Annotated in this window: 20 protein-coding genes and 1 pseudogene; 17 read left to right on the plus strand and 4 right to left on the minus strand. The window is 40.2% G+C overall.

From position 1 onward, the window contains the following. Positions 1-3 precede the first annotated feature (3 nt). The 5 genes from mobA to AC2SLL_RS00305 all read left to right on the plus strand — a co-directional run bounded on the left by mobA (position 4) and on the right by AC2SLL_RS00305 (position 3,450). The gene (mobA, locus tag AC2SLL_RS00285) at positions 4-774 is read left to right on the plus strand and encodes a molybdenum cofactor guanylyltransferase (protein WP_486529674.1); all 771 of its coding nucleotides are present in this window, start codon (positions 4-6) and stop codon (positions 772-774) included. A 178-nt stretch (positions 775-952) separates the two neighbouring features. Further along, a complete protein-coding gene (gene moaC, locus AC2SLL_RS00290) occupies positions 953-1,492 on the plus strand; it encodes a cyclic pyranopterin monophosphate synthase MoaC (RefSeq protein ID WP_486529901.1) in 540 nt (179 codons plus the stop codon). A 26-nt stretch (positions 1,493-1,518) separates the two neighbouring features. After that, complete coding sequence (gene moaD / locus AC2SLL_RS00295; protein WP_486529675.1) at positions 1,519-1,761, plus strand: molybdopterin converting factor subunit 1; 243 nt, start codon at positions 1,519-1,521, stop codon at positions 1,759-1,761. 70 nt (positions 1,762-1,831) lie between these two features. Then, a complete protein-coding gene (locus tag AC2SLL_RS00300; protein WP_486529676.1) occupies positions 1,832-2,389 on the plus strand; it encodes a molybdenum cofactor biosynthesis protein MoaE in 558 nt (185 codons plus the stop codon). A gap of 161 nt (positions 2,390-2,550) precedes the next feature. Continuing rightward, positions 2,551-3,450 carry a HesA/MoeB/ThiF family protein gene (locus AC2SLL_RS00305; protein WP_486529677.1) on the plus strand — a complete coding sequence of 300 codons (900 nt, stop codon included), beginning with the start codon at positions 2,551-2,553 and terminating at the stop codon, positions 3,448-3,450. A 90-nt stretch (positions 3,451-3,540) separates the two neighbouring features. On the opposite strand, the gene modB is transcribed toward AC2SLL_RS00305, so the two are convergent. The 3 genes from modB to AC2SLL_RS00320 form a co-directional block, all read right to left on the minus strand. Continuing rightward, positions 3,541-4,245, minus strand: a complete 705-nt coding sequence (modB, locus tag AC2SLL_RS00310) for a molybdate ABC transporter permease subunit (protein WP_486529678.1) — start codon at positions 4,243-4,245, stop codon at positions 3,541-3,543. Positions 4,246-4,600: 355 nt separating this feature from the next. Next, positions 4,601-5,491, minus strand: a complete 891-nt coding sequence (gene modA, locus AC2SLL_RS00315) for a molybdate ABC transporter substrate-binding protein (protein WP_486529679.1) — start codon at positions 5,489-5,491, stop codon at positions 4,601-4,603. 209 nt (positions 5,492-5,700) lie between these two features. Continuing rightward, positions 5,701-6,489, minus strand: coding sequence for an IclR family transcriptional regulator domain-containing protein (locus tag AC2SLL_RS00320; protein ID WP_486529680.1), 789 nt, complete (start codon positions 6,487-6,489; stop codon positions 5,701-5,703). Between the two features lie 67 nt (positions 6,490-6,556). Here AC2SLL_RS00320 and AC2SLL_RS00325 point away from each other — a divergent pair, with 67 nt between their 5' ends. The 8 genes from AC2SLL_RS00325 (at position 6,557) to AC2SLL_RS00360 (ending at position 15,777) form a co-directional block, all read left to right on the plus strand. Beyond that, positions 6,557-7,930, plus strand: coding sequence for a lyase family protein (locus AC2SLL_RS00325; protein ID WP_486529681.1), 1,374 nt, complete (start codon positions 6,557-6,559; stop codon positions 7,928-7,930). Positions 7,931-8,421: 491 nt separating this feature from the next. Continuing rightward, positions 8,422-9,489 (plus strand): TRAP transporter substrate-binding protein, encoded by a 1,068-nt coding sequence (locus AC2SLL_RS00330; protein WP_486529682.1) that lies wholly within the window; start codon positions 8,422-8,424, stop codon positions 9,487-9,489. A gap of 369 nt (positions 9,490-9,858) precedes the next feature. After that, positions 9,859-11,031 carry a bifunctional 3-oxoadipate enol-lactonase/4-carboxymuconolactone decarboxylase PcaDC gene (gene pcaDC, locus AC2SLL_RS00335; protein ID WP_486529683.1) on the plus strand — a complete coding sequence of 391 codons (1,173 nt, stop codon included), beginning with the start codon at positions 9,859-9,861 and terminating at the stop codon, positions 11,029-11,031. A gap of 55 nt (positions 11,032-11,086) precedes the next feature. Continuing rightward, positions 11,087-11,815, plus strand: coding sequence for a protocatechuate 3,4-dioxygenase subunit beta (gene pcaH / locus AC2SLL_RS00340; protein WP_486529684.1), 729 nt, complete (start codon positions 11,087-11,089; stop codon positions 11,813-11,815). 3 nt (positions 11,816-11,818) lie between these two features. Then, entirely contained in the window at positions 11,819-12,442 is a 624-nt protein-coding gene (gene pcaG / locus AC2SLL_RS00345; protein WP_486529685.1) for a protocatechuate 3,4-dioxygenase subunit alpha, read from the plus strand. A gap of 79 nt (positions 12,443-12,521) precedes the next feature. Then, positions 12,522-13,712 carry a 4-hydroxybenzoate 3-monooxygenase gene (gene pobA / locus AC2SLL_RS00350; protein ID WP_486529686.1) on the plus strand — a complete coding sequence of 397 codons (1,191 nt, stop codon included), beginning with the start codon at positions 12,522-12,524 and terminating at the stop codon, positions 13,710-13,712. A 74-nt stretch (positions 13,713-13,786) separates the two neighbouring features. After that, entirely contained in the window at positions 13,787-14,644 is an 858-nt protein-coding gene (locus tag AC2SLL_RS00355; RefSeq protein ID WP_486529687.1) for a LysR substrate-binding domain-containing protein, read from the plus strand. A gap of 104 nt (positions 14,645-14,748) precedes the next feature. Next, on the plus strand, positions 14,749-15,777 hold the full coding sequence (locus tag AC2SLL_RS00360; RefSeq protein ID WP_486529688.1) for an ornithine cyclodeaminase family protein: 1,029 nt from the start codon (positions 14,749-14,751) through the stop codon (positions 15,775-15,777). Positions 15,778-16,104: 327 nt separating this feature from the next. On the opposite strand, the gene AC2SLL_RS00365 is transcribed toward AC2SLL_RS00360, so the two are convergent. Further along, entirely contained in the window at positions 16,105-17,289 is a 1,185-nt protein-coding gene (locus AC2SLL_RS00365; protein WP_486529689.1) for a sugar transporter, read from the minus strand. Positions 17,290-17,549: 260 nt separating this feature from the next. On the opposite strand from AC2SLL_RS00365, the gene AC2SLL_RS00370 reads away from it, so the two are divergent. From AC2SLL_RS00370 to AC2SLL_RS00385, 4 genes and pseudogenes are all read left to right on the plus strand, one after another. Continuing rightward, positions 17,550-18,758: a polymorphic toxin-type HINT domain-containing protein gene (locus tag AC2SLL_RS00370; protein WP_486529690.1), complete on the plus strand. Its 1,209-nt coding sequence runs from the start codon at positions 17,550-17,552 to the stop codon at positions 18,756-18,758. A 16-nt stretch (positions 18,759-18,774) separates the two neighbouring features. After that, positions 18,775-19,419, plus strand: coding sequence for a hypothetical protein (locus AC2SLL_RS00375; protein WP_486529691.1), 645 nt, complete (start codon positions 18,775-18,777; stop codon positions 19,417-19,419). Between the two features lie 453 nt (positions 19,420-19,872). Further along, positions 19,873-20,058 (plus strand): annotated as a pseudogene (locus tag AC2SLL_RS00380) (toxin C-terminal domain-containing protein); the annotation flags it as partial. Next, positions 20,058-20,597, plus strand: coding sequence for a hypothetical protein (locus AC2SLL_RS00385; protein ID WP_486529692.1), 540 nt, complete (start codon positions 20,058-20,060; stop codon positions 20,595-20,597). The pseudogene AC2SLL_RS00380 and the gene AC2SLL_RS00385, both read left to right, overlap by 1 nt. The last annotated feature ends 17 nt before the right edge of the window (positions 20,598-20,614 follow it).

The raw sequence follows: 20,614 nt of genomic DNA on the forward strand, positions 1-20,614 counted from the left end.
AAAGTGAGCTTTAGCCGCCGATTGAGCGACCATAATGACCAAAATGGCAACCATTTGTTTGATGCGCAAAACATCAGTGATTCAGTCGCTGGCATTTTGATATTAGCAGGTGGGCTATCCACCCGTATGGGCTCGCCTAAGGCCTTATTAAGATTGCCCTCAGGTGACAGCCTGCTTGATTATCATTTTAAACAGGCCCAACAGTTTGGTGTGCCTATTTTGATCGCAGATGCTGGAGCAGGGTATGTAATTAATGATGCATTATTAGCGCAATTTCCCACAGTATCAGTCGCACACATCAAAGACTATTGCCCAATAAAGGTAGTTGAAGGTCATAATACTAAAACCAAGCTTAAACACTCAGCAGGGCCTTTGGGCGCAATTTTGTCTGCTATGCATTATTTTGTACTTAATAAAAAAACAGCATTAATTAAAGCAAAGTGGTTACTGGTGGTCAGCTGTGATAGTTTGGTTTCTGCGGCGGATATTTGGCACCATATACAGGAGTCGTCTATCACAGAACACAAAACCGCATCTAGTAAAGACACTAAAGTTATATGTTTAAGAGACGATAACCGATTGTACCCCTTATTAGCGCTGTATCAATTAGGCTTAGCAGAAGATTTAAACGATTATTTAGACTCAGGGCAGAGGCGGGTAATGAGTTTTATTAACCCCGTTTGTCAAGCACTGACAATGCCTAAAAGTTGGTATGTTCTATCAAACTTAAATACGCCAGATGACTTTAAAACAGCTTGCCAAGCAATACGTTAAATTAGCATGTGGAACACTACTTAACTAACGATAGAACGGATTATTTAAATTTAAGCTATCCTTTAACTGATTATTTAACGCCTTATTTGACCATTCATCTAACTATTCATCACAATATTGACGCTAAGCCATTATGCCAAAAACATTGCCAAAAACATTAGAAGCTCATAACTCTACTATGAATAAAGACAACCCAAATAACGACTCTACAACAAACGGTTGTAAAGCGGTACTGTCGCACTTAGATGCCGAAGGCGATATTCATATGGTGGATGTGGGCCATAAGACCGTGACATCTCGACAAGCGGTGGCCCAAGGCTATGTAATTTTCCCCCCTGATATTTACTGGCAAATTAAAGCTGCCGATGGCATGACTAAAAAAGGTAGTATTACCCAAACTGCGCATATTGCCGGTATTATGGCTGCAAAACGTACTCATGATTTAATCCCACTTTGTCATCCGCTGCCTATAGACAAAATTGCATTAACGTTTGATTATGTCGACGCTGCTCATGCAATTAAGGTGGCCTCAACCGTGAAAGTGAACCATAAGACTGGAGTAGAGATGGAGGCGTTGACAGCTGTCAGTGTGGCCTGTTTGACGATATACGATATGACCAAAGCATTATCCCACGATATTATCCTAAATGACATTCGCTTGGTAAGCAAAACCGGTGGCAAGTCTGACTATCAAAATAGAGCCGATTATAAAAAATAGAGCTGATCATAAAAATAGAGAACATGATGAATATTACCGTATTGTATTTTGCCAGTTTTGCAGATAAAGCCAAAAAAGGGCAAGAAAACCTTCAAATAGACAGCGATACATCATTGAATCAGCTGTATGTACAATTACAAGCAGAGTATGGATTTGCTTTAGAAGAGTCACAAGTGCGCGTCGCCATCAACGATGAATTTGCAGACTGGAACGATAAACTAAGAGAGGGTGATACCATCGTTTTTATTCCCCCTGTTGCGGGTGGCTAGCCGTTTAAGTTTTATAATATTGCGTCAGTCCTATTACTATTTTTTATGCTATATATGCGAGACAAAAGCCATGTCCAACTCTACTTCCGATCTATCCATCTCTTCGCAAGTTGCTGGCAGTCAGAAGACTTTAGAGGGTGCAGAGCAAGCACATAAGCACGCCAGTCAAATATCTCATAGTATCGATGAGGCATATCAAATTGCTCAACAGCAGGGGTTTGCTTTACTCGATACTCAGATTGATGAGCAACGTTTGAAAAAGATGTTGAAAGATGAGCATTGTGGCGCTTTAGCGACTTTTGAAGGGTGGGTACGCAATCATAATAACGGTAGTGCTGTGAGTCAATTAACGTATTATGGGTACGAGAAGTTAGCCATTAACCAAGGCAAGCTCATTATTGAAGAGGCCAAATGTCGCTTTGATATTAGCAATGCCGTGGCAATTCATCGTATTGGTAAGCTTAAGATTGGTGATATGGCAGTTTGGGTAGGGGTGTCGTCAAAGCACCGCTATCCTGCTTTTGACGCTTGCAGGTGGATACTGGATGCCATTAAAGCAGATATACCAGTCTGGAAGCAGGAGTTTTACGATAACGAACCTTCAAAGTGGCTAAGTAATAATGGCTGAGTAGTAATAAAAAAGTAGTAAGAAATAAGTAGCAATAAATAAGTAGAAAGACAAGCATAAAAAAGACAAGCACAAATTAGCAATGGCTAGATTATGGCTCAATCTAACACTGGTTTGAAAATCTCTCGCTTATTAAATCACACATTTAAGGCATCTGCTTAATGAGCACAACAGTACAGCATAGTGAAGCAAGCGACTTAAAGCTAAGTCATAACCAGCTAAGTGATGATGAGCTGATGCTTTATGCTCGCCAAATTTTTCTGGAGGGCTGGGGTATTGGTGCTCAAGAGAAATTGCGAGCAAGTACTGCAATTATAATCGGTGCTGGCGGGCTGGGTTGCCCTGTTTCTGAGACACTTGCACGCGCTGGCGTAGGCCATCTATATTTGATCGATGATGATGTTATTGAGCTGAGTAATCTACAACGGCAGACGCTTTTTAAGCCAGAAGATGTGGGACGTTATAAAGCAGAAGCTGCCGCAGAGACTTTAAAACAAATAAATCCATTTATCCATATTGATTTCAAAGTAGAACGGTTACTGCCAGATAATATCGATGATATTATTCGATTATTAATGTCTGAATTGGCAGGTTCAAGCGTCGGTGCAGACGACAGTACAAAAGAGAATGCAGGTAGTAGTACAGACAAAAATGCAAATATATTGTTGCTTGATTGCACGGATAATTTTGCCATTCGAGAACTGTTGAATCAAGTCAGTGTTAACTATAACATTGCCTTATTATCAGCCTCGGCAATAGCGATGTCTGGCCAACTTGCCTTATATGAGCCTTCTAAAAAGACAGGTTGTTATCATTGTGTGTTTGGTAATGTTTTATCAAACAGCTCAGATGGGCGGGCAGAAGAACAGACTTGTGTTAGCTCTGGCGTTCTAGCCAGTACAACAGCGGTCATGGGCAACTTCCAGGCAAATGCCGCACTCTACTATTTAGGGCTAGGACACAACCCACTTGCAGGTCAGCTTTTAACGTGGGATGCGAGAAGTATGACTCAATATAACATTCGTTATCGCCAAAATAAAAATTGCCGTGTGTGCGGTTAGGGCGTGAGCTTGCTTTTAAGCGTTATCGTCTAATTGCTATCGTCTCAATCTTATGGTCTAAGGACTACTGTCTCAATTATCGTTTAATCACTATCGACGTTGAATGGCGTTATTTATACCTGCAATCAAGCCTACTAGAACAATTCCCATGATAATCAATATCAGTGACATGGTATGTGCCATATCATAATTTAGGGCTTCAACCTGTTCATAAATAGCGATAGATATGACCTTGGTTTCGCCAGCAATACTGCCGCCAATCATTAACACCACACCAAACTCGCCTATGGTATGCGCAAAGCTAATAAGGCTACCTAATACAATGCCTGATTTGGCTTGAGGTAAGGATACTCGGAAAAATCGGCGTAATCGACTCGCCTCTAACAAATAAGCCACATCACTCACATTTTTTGGGATGCGTAAAAACTGTGCATATACAGGCTGAATGTAAAAAGGGAGAGAGTATACGATAGAGCCAATGACTAACCCCTCAAAGGTAAAGGCTAATGCACTTAGGTTATGCGTGACAAGAATTTTTCCAATACCAAAATTTGGGCTCATTATAAGCAATAGATAAAAACCAATAACGGTAGGTGGTAGGACTAATGGCATGGCAATAATACCCATTACCATAACTTTTAGACGAGCCAGCCAAGGTGTTCTCGAGCATTTAGCCAGCCAATAGGCCAGTGGCGTTGCAAAGAGTAATAAACATAGGGTTGTCACGCCAGCAAGCTTTAGGCTTACCCATAAGGGTAATAGCATCTCAGACAGTTGAGCGGGTGCTGATGACATAAACAGGCTAATTATTAAAGATAAAAGAAGTTAATGAAGTTAATAAAGATAAATAAGTTATAAATGATAAAAGAAGGCCAAGACGTCTTTCATTTATTAAGCGTTGCCTTGCATATAAATATGGCGCTGATAGCGTCTAATAAATGAAAGCTTAACCTAACCTTAATGAATTGACCAGTATCTATTTTAGCTATCGTCAGTCCTAATGTTTGAATATTCAACACACCCTAATATTTTTAGCCTAATAATCTAAATGAGGACACTCGCTATTGTAGTATTGCGGGTCACACTGTTTCCTGAGCAAGGTAATTGAAGAGCAGCCACTTCAAGATAAGCGAATTCAATGGTTGATAGTTCAAGGCAATCTAATTGGCAAATACCCTGCTTGTAAGAAATGCTTTTGCGCCACTTCAGATTGAATGAATTTGGCGAAATCAATGGCAGTGGCGTGATCTTGTAAGATAATGCCATCTTGTAATATAGCAGGGTAATCGTTAATCTCAAGCGTGCGATATTGAGATTCATCAACACCTGCTGTCAATAGTTGCGATTGAGCTACCAAGCCATAATCAACACTACCGGCATGAACATATTGAAAAGCTTGACCAATATTTTCTGTCTGAACAAGCCTTTTATTCGCTATTAAGTTTTTGTAGAGGTGTTTATCTTCAAGAAAAGCTTTTGCCGATGCCCCATAGGGTGCCAGAGTTGGATTGGCAATGGTTATCTTAGTATTTGGATTGGCCTTAATAAGTTGTTTAAATGTATTCGTATTGAGTGGCTTAGCTGAACCCAAAGGCTGAGCTGGGCTATATAAAGATAATTGACCTCTGGCATAGGTAAATGGCTTCGGTGGCAATGATTCATTAGAGAGTAAGACAGAGTTAGCGAGCTTAGCGGGGTAGGATTGATTGGCAGATAAAAATAAATCGTAAGGGGCACCAGAATTGATTTGAGCGTACAACTTACCCGATGATGCGTAGGTTATCTCAATTGGATAATTGGCGGGTAGGTTGGCGTTTTGCCTGTATGATTCAATAATTTTTGGTAATACAGCAGACAGATTGGCAGCAGCGGCAATGTGTAACGTGCTGGGCTGATTGGCAGCTGATGGTTTAATGTTATTTTTAGAAGATGAATTGGGCGTGCATGAGGTCAATAACCCTGACAATGACAAAAGCAGAAGAAATAAGCAATAAAATAGAGTGGTATTGATGGTTAAAGCTTTTTTAAAAGGTAAAGACATAATTTAGCACTAATTAACGAACTGTAAAATACATAGAATAATAAACTGATAACCTATGAAAGAAGAGTGGCAGTAGCTAGACCTCGGAAACGTCTCTCAAAAATTCATCAAGTTTGACCCTGTACATCTATCAAATTATATCTGCTTTGCAACCGGAATGATATTGAATAAGGTAAAGGATATAGATGAGTTTTCAGTGTATCGAACAACTACAGATAATAGGTTTGAATATTGTTGGCGCAGTCACGTAATATAGGTAAAAAATCTTGTTCAAGGTCTTTTGGTGTTACGCGCATGGCATTTGTACTTATATTAATGGCCCCAATAAGCGTTTTATGTTTCTTATAAATGGGTACTGCTAATGATAGTAGGCCAGTGTCTAACTCTTGGTTTAAGATGACGAATTGATCTTCTTTAATTTTATTCAACTGCTGCTTCAAAATCTCAATATCCGTAATACTGTAGGGGGTATATGGTGTTAGTTCAATATCTGCTAAGAAGGCATCTCGCTCATTTTCAGGAAGATTGGCCAAGATAGCCCTTCCCATTGAGGTATAAGCAGCAGGCAGTTTGGTGCCAGGAGATAAGGTAATTGCCATAAGTCTGTGCGCTGCTGCAGATCGGGCGATATACACGATATCATGACCGTCTAAAACCCCGAATGAGCAGGATTCGCCAGTCTCTTCAGTAACTCTCTCAAGGTAGTATTGCACAATCTCTTTATGATGATTGCTGCTCAAGTAGCTGGCGCCAAAGCTTAAAGTTTTTGGTGTTAAGCTAAACTGCCGTTTGTTTTTATGAATGTAGCCAAGAGCATGCAGTGTTAACAGGTATCGTCGAGCCTTGGCTCTGTCTATTTGAGCCAGTTCCGCCACTTCGCTTAGTGTCATGCTTGAATGTTGTGCATCAAAGGTTTGCAGCACACTAAGACCTGCTGCTAATGAGGTAACAAAGTCAGGACTATCTACGGGTATTTTTTTATCTTGTTCTTTAAACATAAAATTTAATGTATATTTTGTTAAGGGAGTACACGCAGGTTTGCATAAGATACGATAAGGATACTAAATGAAAATCAGCAAATTTATCAATCAGCCTTTCTTGAGTGCTGATCTTGCCGCCGAATTTTCAGATGAAAAATTTGTTCAGTCAATGCTAGATTTCGAGTTAGCGATCATCGAAATTAAGGAGCATCATAGCCTTATTCCTCTTGGGATTCTAGAAAAAACTAAGCAAGCATTGTTATTAAGCAATTTTGACCTTGATGATATGGCACAGGCAACCTATCTCGGTGGCAATCCTGCCATCCCTTTTGTCGCTCAAGCAAAGCGCTTACTTCCTGACGAAATCAAACCTTACTTTCATAAAACAGTGACCAGTCAAGATGTCGTGGATAGTGCGATGATGTTGATGATAAAGTCTGGATTAGAGACAATCAATCAAGATCTAATTGCTATTCTCGAAGCGTGTGGACGTTTGATCAAGACGCATAGTGCAACGCCCATGTCAGGTCGGACACTTCTGCAACAAGCTCTTCCCATAACTTTTGGTGTGAAAGTATCACAATGGTCATCTGCATTAGTATCAGTAGTACCACATTTAGTAAAGTTACAAAAATCAGGGCTGTATTTGCAATGGGGAGGACCAGTAGGCGTCAGTAATGTAGAAAATGAGCAGCATCAGCTACCACAAAAGGTAGCTGCTCTTTTAGGTTTGACAGAACCTTTATTGCCTTGGCACACGAACAGACTGCCTATACATAGTATTGGGTCAACGTTAGATGCATTGGCTGGTGCCTTCGAAAACATTGTTGAGGACATATCATTGATGTGCCAATCTGAAATAGGCGAGTTAGCAGAGCCTCCTATTGAAGGTATGGGAGGGTCGTCTTCAATGCCTCATAAACGTAATCCTGTACTGTGTGCCTTAATAAAGACGGCAGCAATAAGAATGCACGGGCATTTAAGTGTGATGAGTAATACTACGGCACAGCCATTTGAGAGAGGGTTAGGTGAGTGGCATGCCTCTTGGATGCCATTGATTGAAGGTTTGGCTTTGGTAGCAGGGGCATCTAGTTACATGAAAGTTTTACTCGAGGGCTTGCGAGTTTATCCAGAACGCATGGCAGAAAATTTAGATTTAACAAGTGATGCTTATCTGATTAACCCCTTAACCCAGTATTTATCAAATGACCCTCAATTATCAAATAAACCCCAACTACTATTCGCAGTTAATCAGGCCAGCGATCAGGCGCATAAAGATCATATTGGATTTGTACGAGTGTTAAATGAGCTTATCAGCGTGCGCAACCTTAAGATTGATTTAACCGCGAAGGATTTAAAAACACTGTTATCTCCCCTTACTTATTGCGGTGCCGCTCAATGGCAATGCGAAAAAATAGGTAAAGCATTGGTTGAGTCCATAAATATATTGAGAGGCTAAGGCGTGTCCTCAATTCGTACAATTGCATTTAAATGGGCTAAAAATAGCCAAATCTTGTCATACCACGTCACATAACGGGGAAATATCTCGATATTTACCTATTATTCTCCTTTTCTGACTGCGATTTATCTTATTTTTATCTCCATTTTCAAAATGAGGACACGCCCTAGTGAATATATAAACAATTGAAAGTAAATAATATTGACAGACGAAAGGTTAAGGTATAGTTTAATTCACTATACGAACAACAGTTCTTTTAGCGAACAATAGCTATGCTGAGTTTGAGGATGGTATTGCTGCTATTGTTTAATAGTTGTTTTGTCTAACAGTTGTTTTGCTAAATGGCTACTTTGTTTAATGAGCGTGGCTATGCTCAATTACATTAAAGTAAATAGGTTATTCGTTACTATCAGTTATCGGTATCATAAGTTGTTTCGAATTAGGATATTATTATAACTCGCTTCATTTAAGTCATCTAAAGGGAATTTATGATGAACAAACTTTCTGTAATCAGTTTCACATTAGTGTCTATGTTAGGCTTCACTGGTTTAGGGGTTACGGGCTGCGCCCCCTCTACAGAATCGGCTGCAGTCAAAACAGACTCTGCCGAAACCACCACATTACGTTTCGCTCACTTCTGGCCTGCCACCTCAGCAACCCACAAAGACATTTTTGAACCTTGGGCAAAAAAGGTCGAAGCGGAATCTGATGGCAGAATTAAAGTTGAGATTTTTCCTTCAGCCACTTTAGCCAAGCCTGATGCTACCTATGATGCTACGGCTAAAGGCACTGTTGATATTGGCTCCCAGTTGCAAGGATATACAAATGGTCGCTTTCCTCTTACTCAAGTAGCAGAACTACCAGGTTTGTCTGGTTCAGCCACGCAAATGAACTGCATGCTTCAGACGCTTTATGATGATGGGGTTATTTCAAGTGAATATGAGGATACGCATTTATTGTTTATGATGGGAACGGGCCCAGGCGGTATTCATACTGTTGATAAGCCTATTGCAAAGCCTGAAGACTTAAAAGGGTTACGGATTCGTCGCCCCTCTGCCATTGCTGGCGATATTATTGAGTCTGCAGGCGGCACACCAGTAGGGTTACCTGCTCCAGATATATATACCTCACTACAGCGTGGGGTGCTCGATGGTATGAGCCTACCGTGGGATGCCGTGGGCGCATTTAAGCTGATTGAGCTGACCAATACGCATACCAACATTCCATTTTATAGCTCCGCTATTATGGTAACTATGAATAAAGATAAGTATGCGGCGTTACCCGATGATTTAAAGAAAGTTATTGATGATAATTCTGGCAAAGTAATGGCCGAAATGGCAGGTAAAGTTTTTGATGGTCAAGATGCGAGATTTATGGCGGATGCGAAAGCTAAAGGTGATGTGATCATTGATATTGCTGACCCCCTAAATGACCCAGCATGGAAAATGCCTCTACAAGCGGGTACAGAGAAGTATCTTAGTGATGTAGAGGCGCTTGGCTTAGATGCGAGAAGCGTCTACCAAAAAGCGAAACAAGCAAGCGTGGCTTGTCAGTCTTAACCACAATTACCTATTTTAGAAGTTAATTGCAAGGTTTATTGGATTAATCAATCGTGTAGCCGACGATTTATATTAAGGCATGCATAGTGGCACGCACAATGGCTTGCCTTATATCTATTTTAGACCTGTACCTATTTTAAAGCCTGTACCTACTTTAAAATAAGGTAACTAATCGAAATTGTATAAGGTTGTCTATTGTATAAGGTTATACATACCGTTATAGAGACAAAAATTTATTTATATGTCTTTATAGATCTTTGAATGTAGCTTTATCCATAAAACTACATTATTTAAACTCTCAAGGCAGTTCACCCTTTGCCATGATTGAGCAATGTATTGCGTGATGGTCATACGAGAGGGAGATGAACAATGAATTTTTTAGCAACAAAACAGCATCTAGTTGCGTATCAAGATAGTGGCGAGCGTTATTTGCCTGCCTTATTTATGGCACATCCATTAGGCATGAGCTGCAATGTTTGGGACGTTGTCTGTGACCAGTTACATGGTCATTATCGCTGTATCCGTTGGGACTTACCCGGCCACGGTTATAGCGATAAAGCGGCTGAAGGCATTTCAATAGAAGTGATGGCTGAAGACGTGCTAACGCTGGCTGATGCGTTAGAGATTGAATGCTTCAGTTTTATCGGTACTTCAATCGGCGGTGCAATAGGCCAAACATTGTGTCAAATTGCACCTCAACGTCTAGAGGACGTTTGGCTCACCAATACAGGCCCTATTATCGGTACTAAAGCAGGTTGGAGCGCGCGCGCGGATAAGGTGCGCCGGTTAGGTCTTGACGAGATTGCGCCAGAGATAATATCACGCTGGTTTGCCCCTGATTTCATGACACAGTATCCTGATTTGGTTAAGGGTTGGCAATTGCAATTAGCAAGAACAGACGACGAAAGCTATGCCAAGCTTTGTGAGGCCTTATCTGAGGTTAATAATTTGAATAAATTAAAACACTATGATAAGCGCGTATCATTAATGGCAGGGTCTGAGGATGTATCTACGCCACCTTCCTCACTGGAGACACTGAAAGACGAATTTGTTGATGCCCGCTTAATTATTTTGCAAAAGGTGGCACATGTTCCGTCAGTAGAAAATCCCAAAGCTCTAGTAGAGCATATACATCACAACCCTGCTCGTGAGAGGGCAGGGGAAAACGGCATTACTTATGAGCAAGGACTGACTCAGAGAAAGCGCATATTAGGCGATGCGCATGTTGAAAAGTCCACCAAAAATGCGACCTCACTAGATAGCCCTTTCCAGAAGTTTATTACACGTACGGCTTGGGGCGAGCTGTGGGGTGATAACAGTTTGACTTTTCAACAACGCAGTATGATTACCACCGCTATCTTAGCATCGCTTGGTCGTGATGATGAGCTAGAGCTTCACCTAAGAACCGCTAAACGACTTGGCATAAATGAATCACAGCTTCGACAAGTCCTTATGCATGTGGCTATTTATGCAGGAGTGCCTGCGGCAAATCATGCCTTTGGCTTGGCCAAAAAAAATGGATGGGGTCAACCTCTGTCTTAAATTTCTAATCTAAATCTAACAGAATGACAGGACAATATTACAGGGAGTGTAAAAAATGAGTAACGCTTATCCATATTTTGTGTCTAGGGATAGGGCTTGGCAACCCGCACAATATACACCGCGCTATAAAACCTCGGTGTCTCGTTCGCCCAAACAAGCATTAGTCAGCATCCAACAAGCTAGCCCCTCTGAACGCAGTGGTCCCATGTTTAGTGGATTGGAGATGGGTGCGCATGACAATGATTTATTAATGAATTATCGTACAAAAGGTATGCCAGCAGGGCTGCCAATTGGCGAAAGAATTGTCATGCACGGCCGTGTGATTGATCAATTTGGCAAGCCAGTACCCAATACATTGGTTGAAATGTGGCAAGCCAATGCAGGTGGCAAATATCGTCATAAAAAGGATGGTTACCTAGCGCCTTTAGATCCTAATTTTGGTGGGGTGGGGCGTTGTCTGACCGATGCCGATGGTCGTTATATCTTTCGAACGGTGCGTCCCGGCCCATACCCTTGGCCAAATGATATTAATACATGGCGCCCCGCGCACATTCATGTGTCGGTTATGGGGCCTTCGATATCTACAAGATTGATTACTCAGATGTATTTTGAGGGCGATCCATTGATTCCCCTGTGTCCAATTGTACAAGTCTTAAAAGATCCTGATGCGGTTGAAACAATGATTGCACGTCTGGATATGGCGATGAGCAAGCCTATGGACTACCTAGCATATCGTTTTGATATCGTTGTGCGTGGCGCATTACAAACCTATTTTGAGGAGTAAAACATGTGTAGCCAATATAAATTACAAGATGACACTGGATTATTACGTGAAACAGCCTCTCAAACAGCAGGTCCATTTGTTCACATTGGATTGGCGTTAGAAGTTGCTGGTTTAGCGCCTCGATCTGATGAAATATGGCGAGATTTAGCTAAAGAAGGGGCGGAAGGTCAACATATTGAGTTTGTTGGCTCAGTCTATGATGGCAATGGTGAGGTAGTTCGAGACGCTTTGATTGAAATCTGGCAAGCTGATAGTAAGGGTAACTATATCAGTGAGTTTGATAACAACAAACCATTTAATGGCTTTGGTCGTAGTGCGTGTGATTTAGACGGTAACTTCCACTTTAATACAGTTAAACCAGGTCAAGTTGATTTTAACGGTAAATTAATGGCACCTCATATAAACCTGACCATTTTTGCACGCGGTATTAATATACATTTACAAACAAGAGCGTACTTTGAGGATGAACAATCGGCAAATAATAGTTGCCCAGTTTTAAATCGCATTCCATCGGAGGCGCGACGTAACACACTCATCGCAGTAAAAGAAGAAGATACAGGTAAGCCTCGATATCGTTTTGATATTTATTTACAGGGTAATAACGAGACAGTTTTTTTTGATTATTGAGCCTTAGTTTTAATTATTAAGCCTTATATGTCGGCTTAAATGCATTTAAGTTTCAAATTAAAAATGTGAGAGGGAACTCATGAATAACAAAACACAGGTAGCGATTATCGGTGCAGGCCCATCAGGATTGTTACTGGGCCAATTATTAACAAATGCGGGTATTGATAACATTATTCTAGAAAGGAGATCTGGCGACTATGTTTTGAGTCGAATTCGTGCTGGTGTACTTGAGCAAGGTACGGCAGACTTACTTCGTGAGGCGGGTGTTGCTGAGCGTATGCATAAGGAGGGTATTGTCCACACGGGTACAGACTTTAGCTTTCAAGGAGAACACCATCATCTTAATTTAGAAAAATACAGTGGTGGAAAACGTGTCATTGTATATGGTCAAACGGAAGTTACCCGCGATTTAATGAACGCTCGTAAAAAGGCGGGCGCTACGACAATTTATGAGGCCGATAACGTCACACTACATGATATCGATTCTGAGAACCCATATGTAACCTATTTGCATAATGGAGAGACGCATCGCTTAGAGTGTGATTATATTGCTGGCTGTGACGGATATCACGGTGTATCGCGACAATCGATTCCACAAGATCAGTTGGTAGAGTACGAAAAAGTCTATCCGTTTGGCTGGCTAGGTTTGATGAGCGACACGCCACCTGTCAATGAGGAGCTTGTCTACTGTGCGCATGAGCGCGGATTTGCCTTGTGTTCGATGCGTTCTGAAAGTCGAAGTCGCTACTATATACAAGTCCCTGATACAGATACCGTTGATGATTGGGATGAGGAAAAGTTTTGGAAAGAGCTTAAACGGCGTATTCCTAAAAAAATGGCAGATAGATTGGTTACGGGTCCTGCGTTAGAGATGTCTATTGCACCACTTCGTTCCTACGTTTGCGAAACCATGCAATATGGCAAGTTGTTTTTATTGGGAGATGCCGCGCACATCGTCCCACCAACTGGGGCTAAAGGTCTAAATCTAGCCGCCAGTGATGTCGAAACCGCCTTTCGTCTATTTAGTAAAATATATGACGCAGGTCGCACAGATTTAATTCCACGCTATAAAGAAGTTTGCTTGGCAAGGGCATGGAAAGCGGTGCGCTTTTCATGGTGGATGACCACGCTATTGCACCGCTTTGAGAGTGACAGTGAGTTCGACTTTCGAGTGCGACAAGCTGAATTTGATTATTTTATAAGCTCTGAGGCGGGCAGGGCAACAATCGCAGAAAACTATGTTGGACTACCATTTGAGGAACTAGAATAAAATCGTTGTAAAACTATGTTCAACAAACCCTAATCGACACTTAGTCAGTAAGTTAATTGATGAGAAAAGAAAGCATGTCTAACTCACAAAACATTTTGACTTACAGAAAATACCCCTCAACGACCGCCATGCAATGTTTTGAGACGGCCGCAAGGCATTTAAGCTTTACCAATGCCGCACATGAGCTTCATATGACTCAAAGTGCAGTGAGTAAGCAAGTTGCTCAGCTTGAAGAGATGATTAACATACCTCTTTTTTATCGTACTTCTCAGAGTATCTCATTGACACCCTCGGGCAAGCGTTACTACTTAGAAGTTGTTGATATTTTAAAGCATATCGAGACTGCGACAACCTCCATAATGCCACATAGTGACAATGTGGAGATTTTAAAAATTACCTCACATCCGACGTTTTGTGCGCGTTGGCTTATACCCGCTTTAGCAGGATTTCAGGAAGCGTATCCCAATATAAACTTAGCGCTAACAGAACAGATTGGACCTTTTTTTTCAGATGATCATGACACTGATATTGCTTTTTTATACGGTGATGGCGTGTGGTCTGGTATGGAGTCAATAAAGCTGTTTGAGGAGTATTGTGTCGCTGTTTGTGCGCCAAGTTATCTGGATAATAAAACACCCTATAATAGAGAAATTGATAAATTTACCTTACTGCAATTGAGTTCACGACCTAGCGCTTGGTACGAATACTTTAAACAACAATCCATTAGCGTTGAAGGTACCTTTGTGGGCCCTAAATTTGATTCATTCTATGCTTGTATATCAGCTGCTTTACTAGGTTATGGTGTTGCCCTTGTGCCGTTACGACTGGTTGAGCCTGAGATAGAAAGTGGCAAACTTGTTAAAGCATGGGACTATTCGTCTAAAGGTATTAGCACATACTATATGTCTTATCCGCTTTCTTTGGGTAAATGACAGTAAGTTAAAGCAGTGAGTTAATGCGTCAATTTAACAAGGTAAGTTAAGAAAGGTAAGTCCTATCAACCCCTTATTTTCAAAGATTTTTAAAAGGTATAGCTATGCAACTATTGGATATTGACACCATCAAGCAACAACTGACAATGCCAATGGCAATAGAAGCTATTGAAACGCTTTTAAGGGTTCAAGCAAAAAATAGTGACTGGGTAAAAAGCCCTGAACGTATTGTTATTCCCACTTTTAGCGCAAGTGATGTGAATACAACGGGCTCGCATTTATCGATGCCTTCGGTCGTTTTTGATGGAGAGCATGAATATGCCGTCGTTAAGCTAGTCACAATATGCCCAGATAATCCAAAGCGTAATAAACCGACGACTATGGCAACAATCAGTGTCATCAATAATAGCACAGGAGAAACGCTTGCCTTCATGGATGGGGTATATGTGACCCAAGTAAGAACTGCCGCATTATCTGGCATTGCTACCAAATACATGGCAAAAGCAGACAGTGAGGTTGTAGCAGTGGTCGGAACGGGTGGTATGGCTTATGAGCAACTTAATGCCGTACTGACTGTCTGTCCAGATATCAAACAGGTTAGATTATGGAATAGAACCCGTAAAACGGCCGAAGACTTCCAAGATAAATTTATTCAAGAATATCCACATTGGCAGGTTAACTTTACAGTGTGTGATGCTCTTGATGAGGCCATTAGTGATGCAGACATCATCAACTTAGCCACACGAGCCACTAAAGGTCTGTTTGAAATATCGCAAGTGAAAGATGGTGTGCACATTAATGCAGTAGGCGCTTATCAACCTGAGATGAAAGAGGTTAGTGATTCAGTGATTGAAGCGGCATCCTATGTGGTTATTGATGATGCCGAGGGTGGATTGCATGAAGCAGGCGACTTGATACAAGCAGACAGGGCTAATAATTGCGCTTGGACATGGCAGGAGTTGAGTGGCAATTTGGCAGACTTGATTAGTAATAATTTAGTCATTGATAAGAATCTAAACAAAGGCATTACCTTGTTTAAATCGGTTGGTGCAGCAAGCTTTGATGCTGCGGTTGCCCTTGAGCTCGCTAAAACAGCTCAACAAGAAGGCTTAGGGCAGACTTTTGAGTTATAACAAAACAGCATTTAGGTTTGATTGCCTTAGCAACACTGATTAACAGCAACACTAATTAACAGCAACACTAATTAACAGCAGCGCTGATTACCAGTAGCACAATGACTGCTGCAACACACTAATATAATAACTTTTATAATAATTGTTCTAATTAGATTTGTGCTATTTATCAGAATGTTCAAGTTATGGGAAAGATCTCGGCAAGGTAACGCCCACATACATAAAAACTCAAGCAAAAATACTAAATTACAGCCTCATTTAACCATAATTAACTCAATTGAATGTCCTAACACTCCTTAATAGATCTTAATAAACGGTGTAGTTTCATCAGCGTAGTCGAAAGCGTTGAATCATAAAAACCGTCAGCCACAAGGCCATAAAACAGACGCAGGCGCCAATGTAACCTACACTCGATAAGGAGATGTTTGTTACTACATAACCCCCTAGCAAAGCACCAGCGCCGATGCCTAAGTTAATGATGCCTGAAAACATAGACATAATCATATCTTGAGCTTGCTCATCGATCATGAGGATTTTGGCCTGAATGGATATGATAAGTAGCATCAACGCTGTGCCCCAAACCAACGCACTGACGCTAAGCGCCCATATCGAAAAAACAGCCAACAAAAGCGTAACCATAGACAGTAGCATGATTACAGTAGATGACATCATTAAGGCCGTGTTATGCCTGTCTCCCCAACGACTAAATATGATACTGCCAATAACTCCTGCACCCCCAAATAATAAAAGCACAAAAGTAGCCGTGTTATCACTGATAGAGCCGACCTGACGCATAAAAGGCTCAATATAAGAGTAAGCGGTGTAATGCGCCGTAAAGATAATGAAGATGAGCAAATACAGGCTGACCAATAATGGGTTTTTGAGTAATTCAGGTACTTTTTTTAGCGAACCCTCAAACATGCTAGGCAACTTAGGCAGTAGTTTCGCTTGTAGCAAAAATACGATAAGACCAATAAACCCAATGCCTGCGAAGGTAGTACGCCATCCAAACCATTGACCAACTAAGCGCCCTATGGGCACACCTAACACCATCGCCAAAGACGTGCCTGTAGCAATCACACTAAGTGCCAATGCTTTTTTGCCTTCTGGCGCCACACGAATGGCTATCGAGGCGGTAATTGACCAAAAGATAGCATGCGCTAGAGCAACGCCAACTCGGCTAATCAATAAAACCTGAAAGCTCCAGGCATAAACCGATAAGATATGACTAACGACAAAAACTGCAAACAGAGCTAACAGTAAACGTCTGCGCTCAATCTTACTGGTTAGTAGCATCAAGGGTAACGACATCGCAGCAACTATCCAAGCATAAAGCGTAATCATCCATCCCGTTTCAGCCGTGGTAATAGAAAAGTCATTGGCAATATCAGAGAGAAGCGCAACAGGCACAAACTCTGTGGTATTAATCACAAACGCACTGATTCCCATTAAAGTGACACGAAAGTACTGGGTTCGTTGAGAATCTGTTGTTGTGTCAAGGTTATTAATCATAAAGTGGTTATAACATCCAATGTGGTAGAGAAATAATAACGTGATGAACAGGAATATTGGCCTTGCTCATAGTTCAAGCAAGCAGTGCGCTGAATTCTACTACATTTACGGTACGCTAATAAGACACATTTACCAACAGCTTACATACCCTTTTAGTGGATGTCTTTGCAGGAGAAGCATTTAGTAAAAGAGCTAAAAGGTATTGATGTTGATACTGATGACTTTGCCCGCATCTAGCCCATAAGCTTGCGGCGGCTGGTGTGGGCTGTATTGCAGCAAGTGCCAAGAAACAAGACTGTGATGCAGGTGCACTAGGTGCAGCTATTGGTGAAAGTATTGTAGATTATTATATAGATAATAATATGCAGGATCTAATTAATGCTGATCTTATGCCGCAAAACTACCTTGATAATTTGACTAAAAAAGTCAGTTTAGCTACTGGAGTTGTTTCTGTATTAGCTGGTACTGATGTAGATGTAGCTGTACATAGTGCAATAATGGCTATTGAGAATAATGGCTCTTATAAGTCTGCTGAAGAGGTAGAACTCAGTGAAGGTATGCTGCAAGCTTATGCCGTAGCAGCAGGAATTGTAATTACTCCTTTAGGACTGGCACAAACGTATCACGAATACAATAATGCTAAAACAGATAGAGAACGAATTCAAATTTTAGTTTCATTAGGGCTTCCAGCAGCTAAGGCTACTAAACTTGCTGCAAAGGTTAATGTACTGGAAAGAAGCTGCTTCGTGGCGGGTACGCTTATTGAAACAATAGACGGTCTAAAACCGATCGAAACCATTCAACAGGGCGATTTGGTTTGGTCACGTCATGAAGAAACTTTAGAATATGGCTATAGACCAGTCACTGGTATAGCCAGTTTTGACGATAAAGAAATTTATGAAGTTGTGGTTCAAGACAGCAACGACAATACCGAAACCTACCAAACCACAGAAGAGCATCCATTTTGGGTAGTGAGTGCAGGATGGCTGCCTGCTAAGATGTTACAGGCAGGAATGACGCTTGTTAACCGTGATAATGAGCAAACACTCAAAGTCGTAAGCCAAACCAAGCTGGATAAAACCGATACAGTATATAACTTTGAGGTAGATGAATTCCATACTTATCATATCGGTAAGTTTGGCGTTTGGGTGCATAATGCTTGTGTAAAGAGATTCGGTAATTTAAGTAATACTACAAATGATAGAATTCAACAGCTTGCTAAAGGCTATAATGATATTACTGTAGGTAACAGCGTTGTTAATCTTGAAAGGGTTGGTAATCGTAACAGAGGTGGAGATTTTGCGTGGTTATCAGCAGGAGGAAAAGTAATTAAAGATACTCCAGATATCAAAATTAGCTTACTACCTGATGGTTCAAAAGTGATTTCTCGTTTAAAAAGTAGTAGTGGTCATTCAACTATTGAGATTCAAAGTGCTACAGGTAAAGCACTAATAAAAATACGCTATTGATTTATAGGAGTTAAATATGAGAGAAGAATATAGTGAACCATGGTTTCCAAAAGATGAAAAAGTAAAGGAAATTTTTTTAAATACTAACAATGAAGACTTGAAAAAGGTTAGTGAGGTATTGAATAATGTTCAAACCTTTATTCCTATAATTAATCCAGTTTTTGCATTAGTTAAAAACTGGAAGATTGCATTAGTTTCTCCTGAAACTTTAAATGAAAATATTGAAGACTGGGATGAGTGTTTTTTTAGTAGGTTAGAAAATATAAAGAGTGAATTTAATGATCAAGAATTCTACTGGACATGTTTAAGTGATTTGGAAGACTTATCCCAAGAAACTTATTCCTACCAAAAATTTTATCCTTGTGGTGTAGCAAAAGCACCATTAACTTTAGATAACTATATTAGAGTTCGTTCATCGCTTCCTTACGTATGTACTGAAACGATTACATGTTTTAATTCAAACCTAGATGTTTTGGTTTATCAAGTATCTGGAGAATATATTCTTGTAGCAGCAGATAGTTTTTTATTAGAAAAACTATTCTTAGAAAGTCAGTATAAGGGATGGAACATATTGGATAGTGAAAAATTTTTCTACGGTGATTTAGATATCATATTAAGATTTGCTAAAGCTATTTATGAAAGAAGTAATATGATTTTTTAGGCGTATAATTCTTAATATATATAAACTTATAGTCAATATAAGGATATCAGTAGGTAGATAATAGCAATACCAAAACCTACCAAACCACAGAAGAGCATCCATTTTGGGTAGTGAGTGCAGGATGGCTACCTGCTAAGATGCTTCAAGCAGGAATGACGCTTGTTAACCGTGACAATGAGCAAACGCTCAAAGTTGTTAGCTAAACCAAGCTGGATAAAACGGATACCGTATATAACTTTGAGGTAGATGAATTCCATACTTATCATATCGGTGAGTTTGGCGTTTGGGTGCATAATGCTTGTTATACATACCTTAAAAACACAGAGATTCCTACATTTACAGTAAACAGCACTCAGCTCGGTAGAAAATTAGGAAAGCATGTTCAAGATTTTGGGGGTGATGTTACTAAGAAAGCTGATAGAGATATGATCACTAAAAAAAGTCGGCGGGCAAAAAGTATTATATAATAAAAAAGGGTCGCCTAAGTATTTAGTACGTTCTAATACAAGTCATAGTGGAGATGTTTTTAAAGGTTTTAATAATGAGAGTGCTGCAATTAAAGCAGCTGAAATAGGAAGCTCAGATACCAAAGTTAGGACAGGTAGTTATGATATTCATTTAAAAAGGGTAGCAGATTAATGAGTAATCAGTTTTATTTGATTTCAAGATTTAAAGATGATGATGCTTTAAATGCAAGAAAATGGGATAATATTTCTAATTATATCGAAAGGTTTGGCGTTGACTGTATAGATGAATATTTAGTAATTGAAAATAAATTTGTTACATTTTTAAAAATGTTTTACGATGAATTTTCAACAAAGCCTAAAAAATACTATGATTGTCATTTTTTAGCATCTCATATCATAGTAAATGATTCAGAAGGTAGAGACCCTAATCTTTATTACGGATTGGGAGATAATATTGATGAAAGGTTAAAAAAACTGGCTAAATTGAATATGAATTATATCGTAGAAGAGGACGTTATTTTCTTATTGACTTGCTGGATTAGAAATTTGTGTTTGATTTATCTATTTGATGTATCTACAGGAAGCTTTTTGAGAGCAACAGATGCAGATTTTTGCTTTACGTTAATGCTACATGAGAATTTTGAGGTAGCTGATATATTTCAACCTATTGAGCATGTATATTTTGACAAGTCCTTAGATCCAAGTGTTTAAATGAGGACAACATTAGA

The sequence above is a fragment of the Psychrobacter sp. CX97 genome, assembly GCF_057396285.1.